The 17,380-nt window shown below is 43.8% G+C and carries 11 protein-coding genes; 8 read left to right on the top strand and 3 right to left on the bottom strand.

Going from position 1 to position 17,380, the window contains the following annotated elements; all coding sequences use genetic code 11:
• The first annotated feature begins 5 nt into the window (after positions 1–5).
• Complete coding sequence (locus tag AVL57_RS10845; RefSeq protein WP_057791469.1) at positions 6–1,694, top strand: response regulator; 1,689 nt, start codon at positions 6–8, stop codon at positions 1,692–1,694.
• A gap of 165 nt (positions 1,695–1,859) precedes the next feature.
• Here the strand turns inward: AVL57_RS10845 and AVL57_RS10840 are convergent, their stop codons facing one another.
• On the bottom strand, positions 1,860–4,427 hold the full coding sequence (locus tag AVL57_RS10840; protein WP_057791471.1) for an ExeM/NucH family extracellular endonuclease: 2,568 nt from the start codon (positions 4,425–4,427) through the stop codon (positions 1,860–1,862).
• Positions 4,428–4,711: 284 nt separating this feature from the next.
• Positions 4,712–6,028: a DUF2252 family protein gene (locus AVL57_RS10835; protein WP_057791473.1), complete on the bottom strand. Its 1,317-nt coding sequence runs from the start codon at positions 6,026–6,028 to the stop codon at positions 4,712–4,714.
• A gap of 342 nt (positions 6,029–6,370) precedes the next feature.
• Here AVL57_RS10835 and ahpC point away from each other — a divergent pair, with 342 nt between their 5' ends.
• The 7 genes from ahpC to AVL57_RS10800 all read left to right on the top strand — a co-directional run bounded on the left by ahpC (position 6,371) and on the right by AVL57_RS10800 (position 15,030).
• Positions 6,371–6,934 carry an alkyl hydroperoxide reductase subunit C gene (gene ahpC, locus AVL57_RS10830; RefSeq protein ID WP_057791475.1) on the top strand — a complete coding sequence of 188 codons (564 nt, stop codon included), beginning with the start codon at positions 6,371–6,373 and terminating at the stop codon, positions 6,932–6,934.
• Between the two features lie 149 nt (positions 6,935–7,083).
• Positions 7,084–8,673, top strand: a complete 1,590-nt coding sequence (ahpF, locus tag AVL57_RS10825) for an alkyl hydroperoxide reductase subunit F (RefSeq protein ID WP_057791478.1) — start codon at positions 7,084–7,086, stop codon at positions 8,671–8,673.
• 156 nt (positions 8,674–8,829) lie between these two features.
• Entirely contained in the window at positions 8,830–10,962 is a 2,133-nt protein-coding gene (locus AVL57_RS10820) for a TonB-dependent siderophore receptor (protein ID WP_057791480.1), read from the top strand.
• A 12-nt stretch (positions 10,963–10,974) separates the two neighbouring features.
• Positions 10,975–11,514, top strand: a complete 540-nt coding sequence (locus tag AVL57_RS10815) for a hypothetical protein (RefSeq protein ID WP_231518261.1) — start codon at positions 10,975–10,977, stop codon at positions 11,512–11,514.
• Positions 11,515–11,524: 10 nt separating this feature from the next.
• On the top strand, positions 11,525–13,063 hold the full coding sequence (locus AVL57_RS10810) for a PepSY-associated TM helix domain-containing protein (RefSeq protein ID WP_082604904.1): 1,539 nt from the start codon (positions 11,525–11,527) through the stop codon (positions 13,061–13,063).
• Between the two features lie 369 nt (positions 13,064–13,432).
• Positions 13,433–14,530: an SMP-30/gluconolactonase/LRE family protein gene (locus tag AVL57_RS10805; RefSeq protein WP_057791483.1), complete on the top strand. Its 1,098-nt coding sequence runs from the start codon at positions 13,433–13,435 to the stop codon at positions 14,528–14,530.
• On the top strand, positions 14,527–15,030 hold the full coding sequence (locus tag AVL57_RS10800) for a cupin domain-containing protein (RefSeq protein ID WP_057791485.1): 504 nt from the start codon (positions 14,527–14,529) through the stop codon (positions 15,028–15,030). Before AVL57_RS10805 ends, AVL57_RS10800 begins: the two co-directional genes overlap by 4 nt.
• Positions 15,031–15,064: 34 nt before the next feature.
• On the opposite strand, the gene AVL57_RS10795 is transcribed toward AVL57_RS10800, so the two are convergent.
• Positions 15,065–17,359: a YgiQ family radical SAM protein gene (locus AVL57_RS10795; RefSeq protein ID WP_082604906.1), complete on the bottom strand. Its 2,295-nt coding sequence runs from the start codon at positions 17,357–17,359 to the stop codon at positions 15,065–15,067.
• Positions 17,360–17,380: the final 21 nt, after the last annotated feature.

Genomic DNA, 17,380 nt, shown 5'->3' with positions numbered 1-17,380 from the left:
GTTGAATGTTGGAAAAAATTCCTGCCCCCACCTCAAAAGAGGATTTGCGCGTTCTGGTTATCGACAACCAGGGTTTAGTGCACGATGTAGTAGCCTCTGCTTTGCATGCTATTGGTATCAAACATGTTGTGAGTGCATTTAATGCCTTTCACGCTATTCGTTTGTGTGAAGAAAAGCGTTTTGATTTCGTGCTGCTTGCATTCAATGTGAGTCACGATAAAGACGGCTTTCATTTATTCGAAGAGCTAAAGCACTTAAATCATATCAGTGACACCACTACGGTTATCTTTCTAAGTGCCGAAACATCACCAGAATTGGTTAATTGTATCGTTGAGTTGCAGCCTGACGATTTCTGGGTGAAACCGTTGACGCCAAGCAGTATCGAGTCTCGTTTAAATTACTTACTCCAGATACGCTATAAGCTTCATAAAATGCTGCATTGTATGAAGGTTGGCGACTATTCTACTGCGATGTACTATGCAGAGCGCCAATTAAAAGACATGTCATTATCCGACTATCACCCCAGAATTAGGCGCCTAATTGGCGAATGTTTGCTGCAACTGCGTGACTATGAAACGTCTGAAAATTACTACCGAGAACTACTGCAAACCATGGATCATGCGTGGGTGCATATTGGCTTAGCCCGTTCGTTATTGCGTCAGGATGAGCTAGAAGAAGCTCAACTCTTGGTTGAAGACTTATTACTACGCCCAGACACTCGATTTTTAACCTACGACTTGCTAGCACAGTACTTTATTGAAAAAGAGCAGTTCGAGTTGGCTTACGAACAAATGAAACAAGCGAGTAAGTTAGCGCCTCGTAATATTGAACGTAATAAGCGATTGTGGGATTTGGCCAGGCTCAACCACGACAAAGTAGGTCAGTTGTCTGCGGTTCAAAATATGGCGAAGTTTGCCAAAAATTCTATTCATGATTCACCTGAGCTTTCTTTAAATGTAATTCGTTCTACCATCGATTTAGCCACTAGCCTTGGCGCTGGGGAAGGTGATAGATACATACAACGTGCGCAAAATGACTTGGAAGAGATCAGTCAGCAAAAAGGGGTTCAAACCCAACTTGGCGACCAAATTGATGTTATTAAAGCGCGTATGTTGTGCCTTCGAAATCAAAAGAAGTCGGCTGAGGAAATCATGAACGCCAGTTCAGTGCATACCACTGGGCAATCGATGGAAGATAACCTAGACAAAATGAAAGCTTTTCATGAGCTAGGCATGCGTGAGCAGTGCATCAGTATTTTAGAAAAGCTTAAAACGCAAATTGAGGGTGATACCTTTTCTTCGCAAGTCGTCGATGAATATCTCAAGCAAGAGTCTATTGAACGCACAGAGATACAGTTCACGACTAAAGAATTGAAGAACATGGCTACGGTGCACTATAAAGAGAACCGGTTGCAGCCTGCTTACAATAACTTGCGACAAGCACTTACTATTTCGCCTAAAGACAAACAAATTGCATTGAGTTTAATGAAGGTGTTGCTTCAACTGCACAGTACTCAGCCATTAAATGATGAGCAGTTGGAAGTGGTCACACTGGCAGCACGTATGTTAACCAACGAAAAGTTATCATCTTCACAAGCGGAAAAGCGCGATCAGTATATTGATAAGTTGGGGCTTGAGGTAGAAGCACCACAGGACAAAGAAGCCTTAGGCGTTCTTGGTCACCCTACACCTTAAATGAGTAAAGCGGACAGTGAATCTGCCTGCGTAAACTAAACCATGCGCCAATAGGGCATTACACGGATACAAAGTACATATAAAAAGGGGATGGTTTATAAAACCATCCCCTTTTTTTATTTATAAACCGCCAGCGTTTATTTGTGGCGGTTACGTTTGATGAATTTACTTAGCTGCACGGCGGCGAAAGGTTAGAACACCAGCCATTAATGCTAAGATGAAACCCATAGAGCCGCCTGAATCGTTGTCATCTTCAATAGGATCAGCTTCATCAGGCAATTCTGCTTCTAAGTTGAAGGTTGCAATGAACGGGTCGTGATCTGAGCTGCGGAATGGACCTACATCAGTAAATGCATAGCCGTCTTCATCAGGGTAGTAAGAAAGCGCTTGGTCGTACTGGAATTGGTAAACTTCAGGAGAGTTAATGCTCCAATGCGCACCGTCTACCGCATCAGCAAGCATGGCTTCACTCGCGAGTACATGATCTAAGCTACCTACTTGCTCTGTACCGTAGAACCAGTAAGAGTAACCTTCAGCATCAAACTCTTCTGCAAGGTTAACGTAACCATAGTTGGCCGTTACTTCTACAGAGGCACCGTCGTCCATACCTGTGTTAGCTGCAGTCATTACCGTGTAGCCTTGAGTTTCTGCTGTGTAGTCGGTAAGAACAGCAACAGGATCTTCTGCGCTGTATGAGTTTAAATCACCTAATACTAGAATACGCTCAGGTAAGCTATCATCGCTTAGTGCTTCACCAAGGGTAATAGCAGCAGAAACACGAAGCGCGTTACAGCTACCCTGAATAGTATCAGTTTCGCTTACTTCTTCAGCAATATCTTCACCACACTGTGAACCTTTCGATTTAAAGTGGTTAACAGCAACTGCAAATGTCTTTCCACTTTCAATATGGGCAAAAGATTGAATTAAAGAAGGGCGCATTTGTGCCACGCTATCTTCATCAATTTGCTGAATTGGCATGTCTACCACTTGTGCATCACCTTCAGGCGTTACAATAGTTGCGCGGTATAACAAACCAACAGTAATTGCATCAGTACCAATTGCTGTGCTATCAGCAGTGCTGATGAATGAGTACTGTTCGGTATCGGCAAGTTCTGCATTAACAGCAGCGACTAGGCTAACGATAGCGCTGTCATCGCCAAAACCGTCGTTTTCAATTTCCATTAAGCCAACCACGTCAGCGTTTAAGCCTACAATGGCTTCAACGATACGTGCTTCTTGTAAAGCGAATTCAGTTTCGTCTTCAGCGCCACGGTTTGCATCGAAATCGAAGGTTACATCGCCGTTTGCATCTACTTCGCCATTGAAGTAGTTCAGAACGTTGAAGGTAGCAATTGATAAATTGCCTTCAGTTACCACTGGGGTCGCTTCACGAGTAGAGGTTACTGTAATCACATCGGTAGGATTAATTCTAAACGCACCGAAGCTATAGTTTAGCGGGCCGCTTGCAGATACAGTATCACCAATGCGAATAGCATTTGCGTAGCTAAAAGTAGGGAAGTAATTAATAGCGTCCGGGTAAGTAGAACTGCTGTTATCTTCAATTTTAAGTAAGCTGGCTTCTGAAGCTGCAACTGCTTCAACGTATGCGTCTGAAAGAGGTGCTGCAACGTCGCTAGGCTGGCGTTTGACACCGTCACTTACTTGAATTTCGCCGTAACGCCATAAATCGTTTGTGCTAGTTACCGTAGCGTCAACAACAGAAGCTAACATGCCTTCAAATGGTTCAAGAGAATAATCGAAAGGCATATCGATAGTCGTCATCAGAACGTCATCGCTTGCACCACAATCAAGTGCAGTAACATCACTGTCTTGGTTTAGCGTAGTCATGCCGTAATTTTCAACCACTTCACCGTATATGCGAGCAACGTTGCCTACCGCAATGGTAGTACTACCGCTAACGAAAATACCTTCAGAAGTGGCATCATCACCATCGCTATCAGCCGTTTCTTCTTGTAGGAAGTAACCGCCCGCACCCATGCCAGTCACAATGGCTTCAACGATATGACCGTTACCTACTTCTTCTGACGCGTCGCCACTACCTTGAATGGTGCTAATAAGCGTTGCTGCATCAGTACAAACGCCTAGCTCGATCACTGGCTCTTCTGGTGGAACTTCATCATCACCGCCGCCTTCAGTACTAAAAGTACCTTCAGGGAAGGGAGTTGTTGCGGCAGCATTGGTCGCTGTGTCATCTAATGCGTCAACGCCACTGTAAGTCCAGTTGTCAGACGAGAAAGTACCGCCATTGGCGACTGAACCATCTTTTCGGTAAGCCCAGCCGTCTAGGTATTCCCATGCTGTGCCATTACCATCAACATTAATATCACCGAAAGTATCGACTACGGCTTCGTTTTCGAAAAGCTCTACCGCATCATCGCCATTAATACCCATGGCCGTAGTATCGTAGTCTGGTGCATAACCGAAAAATTCAGTAAAACCATCAATTTCAGATGCTACATAAATATAGCTACCCGCTGAGGCGCTATCTGCTGGGAAAGTAAATTCTACGCCATCAGTACCGCCGCCATTGTTGGCTGAGCCAAGCCCGTATACTGATAAGTCGGCAATATCATTTACAACGTAAAGCTCAACAGCTTTAGGAAGGCCACCGGTAAGTGACGCATCAACAACACCGCTGATAACTAAGTCGCTGGCATTGGCCGAAAATGCAGTAAGAATACCTGCTGTTATGAGTGACAATGAAGTTTTCACTGGTTGTTTCCCTCTTAGGTCTTTTATTATTAGGTCTGTCAAAGCAGACCCTCTTTGTTATTGCTAGACCTAGCCTATAACTATAATGTCAACGCAGGAATGACTTAACGTTATTCAAGTTTATTTTTAATAAAATCTTAATAATCAGGTGTTTAATCTATTCAAATAAAGTTATTTATGACATTAGCTCGTCATAAAAGGCATTTCGGCATCTATAAATAACCCTACAACGACTAAAAAGTTTTGAATGCGCTCGCGTTGTTACTAGACAATAAACGCCTGTATTAAGTATTTTTGAGCGTATCGCAAAACCAACAGTGATCTTCGATAACTTGCTTTGCATAATGGTTAGCACTTGTGATTAGTGCACGATTAGTATGGTGGTTTAACGCTTTTACAGCGCTTTTTGCAAAGCGTGTACTTCGCCTGTCACCACGACAATGCGCTAAGGCGAGGGTGTACCCGCACAGTTTAGCGAAGTAACCAAAGTCGCCGTTTCGCGCTTTATTTCCCATACCAATATCATCAGGGTCTAATCCCACTTTAGCGTGGTGGCGTGAGCGAATTAACCAGTGTGCATTGTCCCAAATGACCTCATCTAATAACAAGTCTGGACGGCGCTGCATTCGTCGCTGACTGCGGGCGGTTAAGTGAGCGGGGTTCAATTGATTCACTGGGCACACATTGTCGAAATAGAATAAGGGCGCGGCTTTGCGCTGCTGTTTTACCTCAACAATGTGGCAATAACGAAAGCTTTCAGCGTTATGCGGCTTTTTGGGGCCAACTAAAAAATAGAAGCGGCGCATATTTACCGAGCCTGTGCCGGCATTTTCTCTGCTTGTGATATCGACAATATCATCATCCATATAAGGTGCGAATGCCTTTAATACCTGTTGGTGTTCCACTGGGCTCAATGGCGTGTACTTATCGGTGATGTGCTTAAATTTAAGGCCGTCGTGGGTTAAATGAACCGCTTTAGCTAGCGCACTTTTAGATTCAAACTTTTCACCGCAAGAAGAGCGCTCTAATGCTTTGCGATAGAATTTTTTCAATTTTCCATCTGGCTCTTGTTCCATAGCTTCATTAATAACCGTCGAATTTTCGGTAACCCGCTGGCATGTAGCCACGTATTCTTGAATAAATAGAGATTGAGCATGGTTAACCTGGTGGGTGTCTACCGCAGATTTTGACGGGTCTGGCACATTTACTAAAAAGCGGCCTTCAGAAATACCTTTGCAATGGGCTTCGACGAGAGACAGAGAAGTAAGATAGCGAAGAATATCCCAATGTGCATAGCCTACACAGGCATCGTCAAAATCGTTCGGCGTAAAAATAACGTTGTCGCCGTGAGAGCCTTCCTCTGTAAGAAAGCCAAAATTAGATGTATGGCAATCACCCATTACACTGGTTAGTGACATCGAAAAGCATGCCTCTGGCACTGCTAAATGGTGGTTTGCTAAATCGGCATAAAATAGTTGTGCACTACCGCGGTAAAACATGAAGGGGCTTTGCGCCATTTTCAAATGTTTAGCTAAGTGGGGAGAAGGTGGGGTGCCATCAATTTTAGCAATTCTTTGATTAAGAAATCTTGCGCGATCCATAACTGCTATGTCGTTGTAATAATCATGGCGTTAACATTACCTTTATTGGTTTTCGAATGCGAGGCTTGCGTGGGGAGGTGGAATGTGAGAAATTTCGCTTGTTCGGGATTTTTGCGAATAATTTATATTATTGATTGGTAAATTTGATTGAAACATTCAAAAATACCAATTAGTTTTTTTAAAAAAACCGCGCTATTCTTATCACCAGTTTCAACGAAGTCGATTTTGCACAACAGCAATGTGCTGGTAACAAAATGGGCTTTGTAAATTTTCGTACTGTTTGTATTTATAGACTAAGAGTCGAAAGTACAAAACAAAACTCACTAAATGGAGAAAGTAAACATGGCATTAATTAACACTGCTATCAAACCGTTCAAAGCACAAGCATTTAAAGACGGCGAGTTCATCGAAGTAAGCAACGAAGATATCAGCGGTAAGTGGGCAGTATTTGTTTTCTATCCAGCAGATTTCACTTTTGTATGCCCAACTGAACTTGGTGACATTGCTGATAAGTACGAAGAGCTTCAGTCTCGTGGCGTAGAAGTATTCTCAGTATCTACTGACACTCACTTCACTCACAAAGCGTGGCACGATTCGTCTGACACTATCAACAAAATCAAGTTTGCAATGATTGGCGACCCTACTGGTGAAATTACTCGCAACTTCGATTGTATGCGTGAAACTATGGGCCTTGCTGACCGTGCAACATTTGTTGTTGACCCAGAAGGTATCGTTCAAGCGATGGAAATCACTTCTGAAGGTATCGGCCGTGATGCAGACGACCTAGTTCGTAAAATCAAAGCTGCTCAGTATGTTGCTTCTCACCCAGGTGAAGTTTGCCCAGCTAAATGGAAAGAAGGCGAAGCTACACTAGCTCCTTCTCTTGACCTAGTAGGCAAAATCTAAGCAACTGCTTAGCGCTTATAAGTAATTTATAAGTAAGTAATGGGAGTGGGTCTCCACTCCCTATCTAATTAATTTCCAATTCCTGCTTATGTTGTTAGCCTGAAAAATGGTTGGCGGGGATCGGCGTGTCGAAAATAAGGCAGACTACCGTGTTAACTAAAGAAATTTTACAAGCGTTGAAAGGCTATGCTGAGTCAATGCAGAAAAACGTAACCTTCGTCGTACAGACCGGTGAACACAGCAAACGTGAAGAGCTTGTGTCGTTTCTGTCCGACATTGCTGGTGTAAGTGACAAATTAAGCCTTGAAGAGCGTGACACCAACGGTGTATTACGCAGCTCTATTAGCTTTCTTTTAGAAGCTGATGGCGAAGATACAGGCATTCGCTTTTCTGGTATTCCTGGCGGCCACGAATTTAACTCGCTTATCTTAGGTATGCTTCACGCATCAGGTACCGAGCTTAAAATTGATGACAGCGTAAAAGCGATTGTTAAAGGCGTTAAAGAAGAACTTAACTTCGAAGTATTTATCAGCCTAAGCTGCCATAACTGCCCAGAAGTGGTTCAGGCGCTTAACCAATTTGCGCTACTTAATCCAAACATTACGTCTGAAATGATTGACGGTGGTTTGTATCAAAACGTAGTTGCAGAACGTGACATTCAAGGTGTACCAAGTGTTTACCTAAATGGCGAGCTGTTCGCTAACGGTAAGGTCGATGCATCGGTGCTTATCGACAAACTTATCGAACGTGACCCTTCGCTAAAAGAGGCGAACAAGGGGGAGTCGTTACCGCTACAAGACGTTACCGTAATTGGTGGTGGTCCAGCGGGTGTGGCTTCAGCAATATACAGCGCACGTAAAGGCTTAAAAGTGACTGTGGTTGCCGATCGTTTCGGTGGTCAAGTGAAAGATACTATGGGTATTGAGAACCTTATCTCAGTATCTAAAACTACCGGCCCTGAGCTAGTAGGTAACTTGATGGAACACATGAACGATTACGATATCACGCTTAAAGAGCACGTTCGTGTTGATTCTGTAGAACAAGGTAATGTTAAAACGATCACGTTATCGTCTGGCGAACAAATTCGCACTCGTTCAATTGTTGTTGCTACTGGCGCACGTTGGAGAGAACTTGGTGTTCCAGGTGAGAAAGAAAACGTAGGTAACGGCGTGGCGTACTGCCCACACTGTGATGGTCCTTTCTTCAAAGGTAAAGACGTTGCGGTAATTGGTGGTGGTAACTCGGGTATTGAAGCGGCGCTTGATTTGGCGGGTATTGTGAAATCGGTTACGGTATTTGAATTCATGCCACAACTTAAGGCTGACCAAGTACTGATTGACCAAGCTGAAAAACGTGAAAACATCACGATTATCAGAAATGCTGCTACGCATCAGATTACCGCTGAAAACGGCAAGGTTAACGCTATTGAGTATCAAGATCGCAATACCAACGAATTACACACGCTTCCACTATCAGGCGTATTCGTACAAATTGGTTTAGTGCCAAACAGCCAATTCATGGAAGGTGTAGTAGACATGAGCAAGTACGGCGAGATTGTGATTGATACGAAATGTAATACGTCAGCACCAGGCATCTTTGCGGCGGGCGACGTAACAACAGTACCTTATAAGCAAATCGTTATCTCAATGGGCGAGGGTGCAAAAGCATCACTGGCAGCATTTGAATACTTGCTAAGCCATGAAGTAATTGAAATGGAAGAAGAAACACAAGCTGCGTAAAACGCACGGTGTTGATAATTTAAAAAGCTGACAGCATTGTCAGCTTTTTTATGTCTAGAGATTTTATTTTACAAATGGGAATGGTTTTTATTTTCATTATTGTTGCGAATTTGGTAAATTAGCCTAAAGGATAAATAACAAAAACGCATTGGAAAAATGAATAATTCACACAAAACACTCGCTTCTTTGGTCGCCTTATCGCAGATTGCACTTCCGCATTATGTATCCGCAGACGAAAACTCAGATAGCGCACAGAGCGATATTGAAAAAGTTGAAATAGTCGGTAAACGTAGTCCGTTTGGTGCCACAAAAACCAATACTCCCATTGTAGATTTAGCACGTACCATTTCTATTGAAACGGAAACCGATATAATTCAAAAAGGAGCTCTTAACCTTTCCCAAACGGCGACCTATATGGCTGGTGTTAATGGTGAGCCTAATGGTTTTGCAACGCGTGGCGATTCAATATCATCGCGAGGTTTGAGAATTCCTCGATACCGCGATTCAATACAAGAGTTATTTGGGAACTACAATTCTACTCGTGCTGAAGTGTATACCATGGAGCAAGTAGAGTTATTGAAGGGGCCAGCTTCAGTACTCTATGGACAGGGGTCACCCGGCGGTATTATGAATTACGTGTCGAAAACGCCAAAAATCGACAAAGGAAATGAAATTGTTGCTAGCTATGGCACGTTTGATAGAAAGCAATTGGGCGTTGATATAAATACTGCATTAAGCGATGACGATAAATGGCTAGCACGTTTTGTTGGTGTGTATCGTGATTCGGACACTCAAGTCGATTACGTGAATGACGATACTCAGGTATTTATGCCATCTGTGTCCTTCTTGCCCACTGATGACACAACATTGACATTAATTGGCCTTTTTCAAGATTCAGACAGCGATACCGGTGCACAGTTTATTCCTGTTGAAGGTACCTTATTACCGTTACCCGATGGTACATATCTGCCAGACCAAGATGTATATGTGGGAGAGCCTGGTTTCAATAAATTTGAAACGCGATCTAATCAAGTTACTCTGTTAGGTGAGCATATCTTCACCGACACTACTTCTCTTTCTTTCACCGCGTTGTGGCGTGAAGGGGAGGCTGATTATCATCAGGCTTGGGGTACTTTTACCGGCGCTTCGCATTATTTAAATACATTTTTAGGCTCTCCTGTAGCACCTACTGATACTTATGTGGCAAGAACATTTTATCAAGCCGATAACACCTTTAATCAACATGCATTAGATGTTCGGGTAAATCAGCTTTTTAGTATAGGCAAAACCCAACATGAAGTGTTGGCAGGACTTCAATATCAAAGTGTCGATACCGACGCTAATTCTGCCTATTATGCCGGTGGTGGGGTATTGCAGGGCGACTTCAGTTACATTTTAGATTTAGCGAATCCGGTTTATACGGGCTCACCTGATCAAGCTATCCTAGACGCTATCTACAACGACAGCCCAGAACAAAACGTCACCGATTATGGCTTCTATCTGTCTGATCATATTAGTTTTGGAGAGTGGCGCCTTACAGTTGGAGTACGCCATGATAAAGTAGATAACGATAATGGCGATACACAACAGGATGATTCGCAAACCTCGTATTCCGCTGGAATCTTGTATCGATTTGATAATGGGTTGTCACCGTATATTAGCTATGCAGAATCGTTTGAAACAGTAGTGGGGCTTGATAGCAACAATAAGCAACTTAAGCCTGAGGAAGGGCGCCAATATGAAGCCGGTATCAAATATGCCTTATCATCATTGCCAGGCTACATAACACTGTCTTATTACGATATAGAGATTTCAAATCTACCAAATCCTAATAATTTACCTTCAGATATTAGCCAACAACAGGGTATTACTTCAATCGAAGGTGTAGAGATAGAAGGAAAGGTTGAGTTTGGCCAAGTTTCCGCTCAATTTGCTGCGTCAGTGATGGATGCAGAAGACCCGAATGGTTTTGAATTATCTGCACAACCCGACAGTAACGCTTCATTGTGGGTGAATTGGCAACCGGATGCATATGAAGGTTTTAGATTAGGTGGCGGCATACGTTATGTAGGGCAGTCGGTTTCAGAAAATGGAACAATTAGGTACGAAACACCTAGCTATACGTTAGCAGATCTAATGATGGCATATCAGTTATCTGAACAACTAGATCTTCAGCTTAATGTGCGTAACCTAACAGACAAAGAATACCTTACATCTTGTTTGTTCCGTGGCGATTGTTTCCCTGGCTTACGTCGAACTGTCAATGCCAGTGTGACTTACTCATTTTAAAAGGCGTCGTGTATGTTGATGTTATTTACAGCTGGTGGCCTGTCGATTGCTTCTATGGCTACCGTTTATGAAAGTTGGCGTCGCCAAAAGTCGTTAGTGCTTTATATTGGACTCACTATTTGGGTTCTATCAGCAATTGCATGGTCTTACGCGGCAGGTTGGGAATTTGGGGTATTATACGCACTGTGTTTACCAGGTATTATCGTGTGGCCTTTTATTGGTAAAAACCAGTCGACATTGCCTGTACCTAAAAATGTGCCGCAGCCCAAATCGCTAAACTTCTCACCGCAATCAAGTATGCAGAATCTAGGGCATGCGTTCGTGGTATTAATTTTATTGTTAGTGACAAGTGTGGTGCTAGCGTTAGCGTTATGTACTTTACTACCCTTTGATACTGCAGGAAAACTAGCATCGAGTGTTGTGCTGTTACCTATTCTATGGGGACTTGCTGCCTATCATTACTTGGCAACAATTAAAAAAGTAAGAGCGGTAATAACCTACATTTTTGTTGCAGTAATCAGTACTGCCATTCTATTTGCAGTGCCGATTTAGGGATCACATCATGAATAAAGCGACAAAACAATCAGCGTTAAACGCACACAGTTGGGTAGGCGTATTTTTAAGTGTACTGCTCTTTTTAGTGTGTTTGTCAGGCACCATTGCTGTGTTTCATTTGGAATTTGAACGCTGGGAACAACCTCATATTCCTGAATTTGAAACAGTAGAAGATGGGGCAGTAGAAAAAGCAATGGACAGCTTTTTAGCCAAACATCCAGAAGAAACTGATCATCTATTTGTGGTGCTTCCTACATCGGGTATTCCAAGGTTAGTGGTAGAAAACGACCACGCTGCTTATTTCGCTGATGCACAGGGAAATTTACTTGAGAAAGAAAGCGTGCCTTTCACTCAAATGTTGGTGGATTTACATTTACATCTTAACTTACCCCACAGCTGGGGCATGATATTAGTCAGTGCCTTGGGCGCAATTATTTGTACACTCATAGTCACGGGTGTTATTGCTCACAAACGTTTATCCAGAGACGCGTTTAAGTTGCGCCGTGGTGGCAATGGTCAGCAAAACCAAATTGATTTGCACAACCGCTTTGGCCTTTGGGCTGCACCATTTCATTTGGTTATAGGTGTAACGGGGGCGTATTTTGGGTTAGCCGGTATTGTACTGGTACTCGTAGCGCAATTAAATTATGGCGGTGACAGGGAAGCGGTAATAAACCAAGTATTTACGCCCGACCCAGTTATAGAAGCACAAGAAGGCAAACCTGCGATAGGAAAAGCCATTGCGCAAATGGAAACCATAGCCCCAGAAAATCCGCTTATTTTTGCAACTGTTCACGAGGTTAGTAAACCAGAACAATTCATCGAAATTTATGCGCAAGTACCGGGTCGACTGATTTACGGTGAAGCATACCGGTTTGATACCGCAGGTAACTATTTAGGTACTGCTGGTTACGATGATGGCGTATGGGGCAAGCAATTGTTGTGGGCAGTATACCGCCTTCACTTTGGTGACTTTGCAGGAATACCAAGTAAGGTGCTGTATTTTGTTTTGGGTATCATGCTAACCATGTTGTGCGTATCGGGAATGGAAGTATGGTTATCTAAGAAAGCGCATCCTGTGCTGGCCACACGGTTATGGTATTGCACGGTGTGGGGCAGCGTAAGTGCATTGGCATTTACGGCAATAGCAGATATGTTCTTCGCAGGCTCATTAGTCGCCGTGTTCTGGGGAGTAATGGTGCTAAACGTGGTACTTACTGTAGCAATTAAGCGCCTCACCAAGCCAGTGTGGCTGATAATTTCAGGTATCAGTGTGTTAGTGATGTTAGTTATTTATGGTGTAGTGAATGGCGAACATTCGCTATCGCTAGCATCGTTGCAATTAAACGTACCGATGCTGATGTATGTAGTGTGGAGCATTCTACGCGGCAACACATTACTTAAGCGTGAAACCTTGTTATCGAATTTTCAAAAAGAAAATCAGGCAGTAACACCAAATGGTAATAGTGGTAACGAAACTACTCGTGATGAAGATAGTCATCAGAGCACGTCAAGATCTAATGTGCCTCAATCGCCTATGGCTTAAAGCACTGTCCGAATAACACTATTAAGTTAGTCGGGTGAACGAATACAGCGCGGCTTTCATTTAGTTTATATAACTAAATGAAAGCCGCGTTTTTTGTGCCTAACTTTCGTTTTTTACCTCAACCTTCAGCTTAATCTTCATTTCACCCTTCATAGGTATCTCCATCCTCATTTTTACTTTCTTCTTAACCAAATAACTTACCCGTTTAATAAAGGTTCATTCACCTACTTAGTGGGCATTGATTTGTAATGGTTTATCTACCTATAGCGTTTAAACATATTGAATAATCACCAATCTGAATTTAACCCTAGGGTAAGAACATGCTATTGCTACGGTTCTACATTTAGATTGAATTAAAAAGGGTAGCGCATGCGAATTATACTAATCATCGCTTTATTATCAGTGACGGGATATTTACTGTTTTGGCCCGTGCCGGTTGAACCTGTAGCTTGGGATGCTCCAGAAGATAGCGGTTATAGCGGCGTTCACCTTACTAACGATTCACTATCTCTTTTTGATAGACTTTCCCTTGGCAACGAATTCGGTCCCGAGGATTTTGCACTGCGAAGTGATGGCTCTATTGCTACTGCAACGCATTCTGGTGCCATTTTACTGTTAGCGCCTAACGCTACGCACTTTACACCTTGGGTAAACACTGGCGGGCGACCGTTAGGCTTGGAGTTCGATGCCAATGATAATCTTATTGTGGCAGATGCCTTTCTAGGCTTACTTTCAGTTTCACCCTCGGGCGATATCACCTTGTTAACAGACAGCGTTGATGGAACGGCCATTGTGTATGCTGATGACGTAGATGTGGCAAAAAATGGCATGATATATTTTTCTGACGCCACCACCAAATTTAGTGCTAAAGCCTATGGCGGAACCCTTAGCGGCAGCTTGTTAGAGATTTTAGAGCATAAGGGACATGGCCGACTGTTAGCGTACAATCCAGATACCCAAGTTACTACTGTATTAATGGACGGGATAATTTTTGCTAATGGGGTTGCCATCAGCCAAAACCAGCAATATGTTTTAATCAACGAAACAGGCAGCTACCGCGTGTTACGTTACTTCATTGCTGGGCCTAAATCAGGTTTGGTTGAAGTGTTTATCGATAACTTACCTGGCTTTCCCGATAATATTGCCACAGCGCCAGACGGTGATTATTGGGTAGGGTTTGCTTCGCCTCGTTCCGCATCGTTAGACGATTTATCAAACTCTCCCTTTTTACGTAAAGTGGTACAGCGACTGCCTGCTTCACTGCGCCCTAAAGCAAAAGCCTACGGCCATGTAATAAAAATTAACGAACAAGGCAAAGTGACGCGTGACTTGCAAGACCCAACTGGACATTATCCGCTTACAACAGGGGTGTTAGAAACGACGGATATGCTATACATTAGCAGCCTAACTGCTCCTCATGTGGCGGTGATTAACAAAGCAAATTTACCAAAGGGAGATGATGAATGAAGCGTAATTTACCTGTAGTGCTTTCTGTTATTTTATGTGTTTTAGGCAGTTTCTCTACTGCTCTTATGGCAGATACTCTTGCGATTAATAAGAATGATACCGACAAAATAATCTCTGAAGATAGTTTCAAAACACAGGTTATCCCACAGGCTAATGCAGCCATTGATGAAGGTGAGGGCTGGATATTTTACAGCTACCACAACGATGAAACCTTTGGCACAAGCCAATCATTGGCGGGTATGGCAGTGATTAAACCTGGCGTAGAAATACACCCACCCCACGAACACAGTGACGAAGAGTTTCTATTAGTAACACAGGGCAGTGGGGAGTGGAGCGTAGAAGGTGAAGTGTTTAAGGCAAACACGGGTGATATGTTGTACGCTGCACCTTGGGATGAACACGGAGTAAAAAATACTTCAGATGTAGACTTAATCTTTGTGGTATTTAAGTGGCACAGCAAAGGTATTGCTGTGCCGACAAAAAGTGCTTACAAGAAATAACTAACAAACCGCTAGTATTTAGCGATAGGGGAACCTAGCGTTTTGCTGTTGGTTTCCCTCTTCGCTGCGAACTAGGCGTGTTTTTTCCACTGTTTCTGCCGCCACTTCTGTTGGAAGTGTCGTTATCGCGACCGGTATTTTTTCCGCCTCTATTTTCAGTAGATGTACCAGCGGCATTATTTTTACCACGACCTTTACGTTGAAAACTTGGCGGTAAACCGGTGTGCTTCGTTAACGCACGTTCCCCATTTCTACCTTTCGCCGCTTTTTTACGTTTCTCATCCGCGGTTTCTGGCGGCACTAGGTGCTGTGCACCACGGCCTATTAAATCTTCACGGCCCATACGTTTAAGGGCTTCACGAATTTGCGCGAAGTTTTTAGGGTCGTGATATCGAAGCATAGCTTTGTGCAGACGCCTGTGTATTTCACCTTTAGCGGAAGGTACGTCTTCGCTGTCTTTCGTTACCTTACGAAGTGAATTTACTTCGGTGTGGTACATAGTCGTCGCCGTTGCCATTGGTGAAGGATAGAAGTTCTGCACTTGATCAAGCTTAAACTTATTCTCTTTCAGCCAAATCGCCAAGTTCAACATATCGTCGTCTGTGGTGCCTGGGTGCGAGGCAATAAAGTACGGAATAAGGTACTGTTTCTTGCCTGCTTCTTGAGAGTATTTGTCGAATAACTCTTTGAAGCGGTAATAGCTGCCCATTCCCGGCTTCATCATTTTCGATAATGGGCCGTCTTCGGTGTGCTCTGGTGCTATTTTTAAATAGCCGCCAACGTGATGCAGGGCTAATTCTTTTACGTACTCAGGATCTTCCACCGCCAAATCGTAACGTACACCAGAAGCGATAAGGATTTTCTTTACGCCGGGCAATTCACGAGCACGACGATACAAATCGATAGTCGGTTTATGGTCGGTGTCCATGTGCGCGCAAATGCTAGGGTATACACAAGACGGGCGACGACACGTGGCCTCAGCTTTCGGGCTCTTACAGCGCAAACGGTACATGTTTGCGGTAGGGCCACCTAAGTCTGAGATAACGCCGGTAAACCCAGGTACGGTATCGCGAATTTCTTCAATTTCGCGAATAATTGAGTCTTCAGAGCGGCTTTGAATAATTCGGCCCTCATGCTCTGTAATAGAACAAAAGGTACAACCGCCGTAACACCCGCGCATAATGTTGATACTGAACTTAATCATATCATACGCGGGGATGGTGGCATCGCCATACACAGGGTGGGGCACACGCTGATACGGAAGGTCGAATACCGCATCCATTTCCTCTGTTTCCAAAGGCATGGCGGGTGGATTTATCCAAATATGACGGTCGCCATGGCGCTGCATTAATGCACGAGCACAGCCAGGGTTAGTTTCTTGATGCAAAATACGTGACGTATGGGCATATAAGACTTTGTTGTCTTTTACCGTTTCGTAAGCTGGAAGCTTAACGTATACATTTTCCCAAGGCTTGCGGCGCGTGGGTGGTTGTATCACGATTGGCGCAGCTTCTGGCGCTTCGCTGTTTGCTTTATCTTTATCTTGCGAGTCGCACTCAGGCTCCATTTGATAAGGGCTTGAGATGGGCTCAATTTTACCGGGGCGATCTAACGAGGTTGAATCTACCCCTTGCCATTCCGGTAATGCCTCTTTCACGATAATGGCGGTGCCGCGAATATCGCGCATCTCGCTAATAGTTTCACCGGCCGCTAGACGGTGGGTGACTTCAACTAATGGGCGCTCGGCGTTGCCGAAAAATAACATATCGGCTTTTGAGTCGAACAATACTGAACGACGTACCTTTTCGCTCCAATAATCGTAATGGGCAATACGGCGTAAGCTGGCTTCAATACCGCCGGCAATCACTGGGGTGCCTTTAAAGGCTTCACGGCAACGTTGTGCGTATACGGTAACCGCACGGTCTGGCCGCTTACCGCCAACATTACCTGGTGTATAAGCATCGTCGTGGCGAAGCTTTTTATCTGCTGTGTAGCGGTTGATCATTGAATCCATGTTGCCCGCAGTAACACCGAAATAAAGATTCGGTTTACCCAGCGTCATGAATGCATCTTTGCTCGTCCAATCAGGTTGAGAAATAATACCTACACGAAAACCATGCGCTTCAAGTACACGGCCAATTACCGCCATACCAAAGCTAGGATGATCAACATACGCATCGCCAGTCACTAAGATTACGTCACAGCTGTCCCATCCTAGGGCATCCATTTCCTCTTTAGACATGGGAAGAAACGGCGCAGTACCAAGGCAGTGCGGCCAATATTTAGGGTAGGAAAATAGACCGCGATCGGCCTTAATGGTGGCTTGCATAAGGTTCACATATAGCAGAGA

It is taken from the genome of Alteromonas stellipolaris (assembly GCF_001562115.1).
Lineage (GTDB): Bacteria > Pseudomonadota > Gammaproteobacteria > Enterobacterales > Alteromonadaceae > Alteromonas > Alteromonas stellipolaris.
Note: the sequence above shows the minus strand (reverse complement) of the source record. Positions and strands in the feature narration are given on the sequence as shown.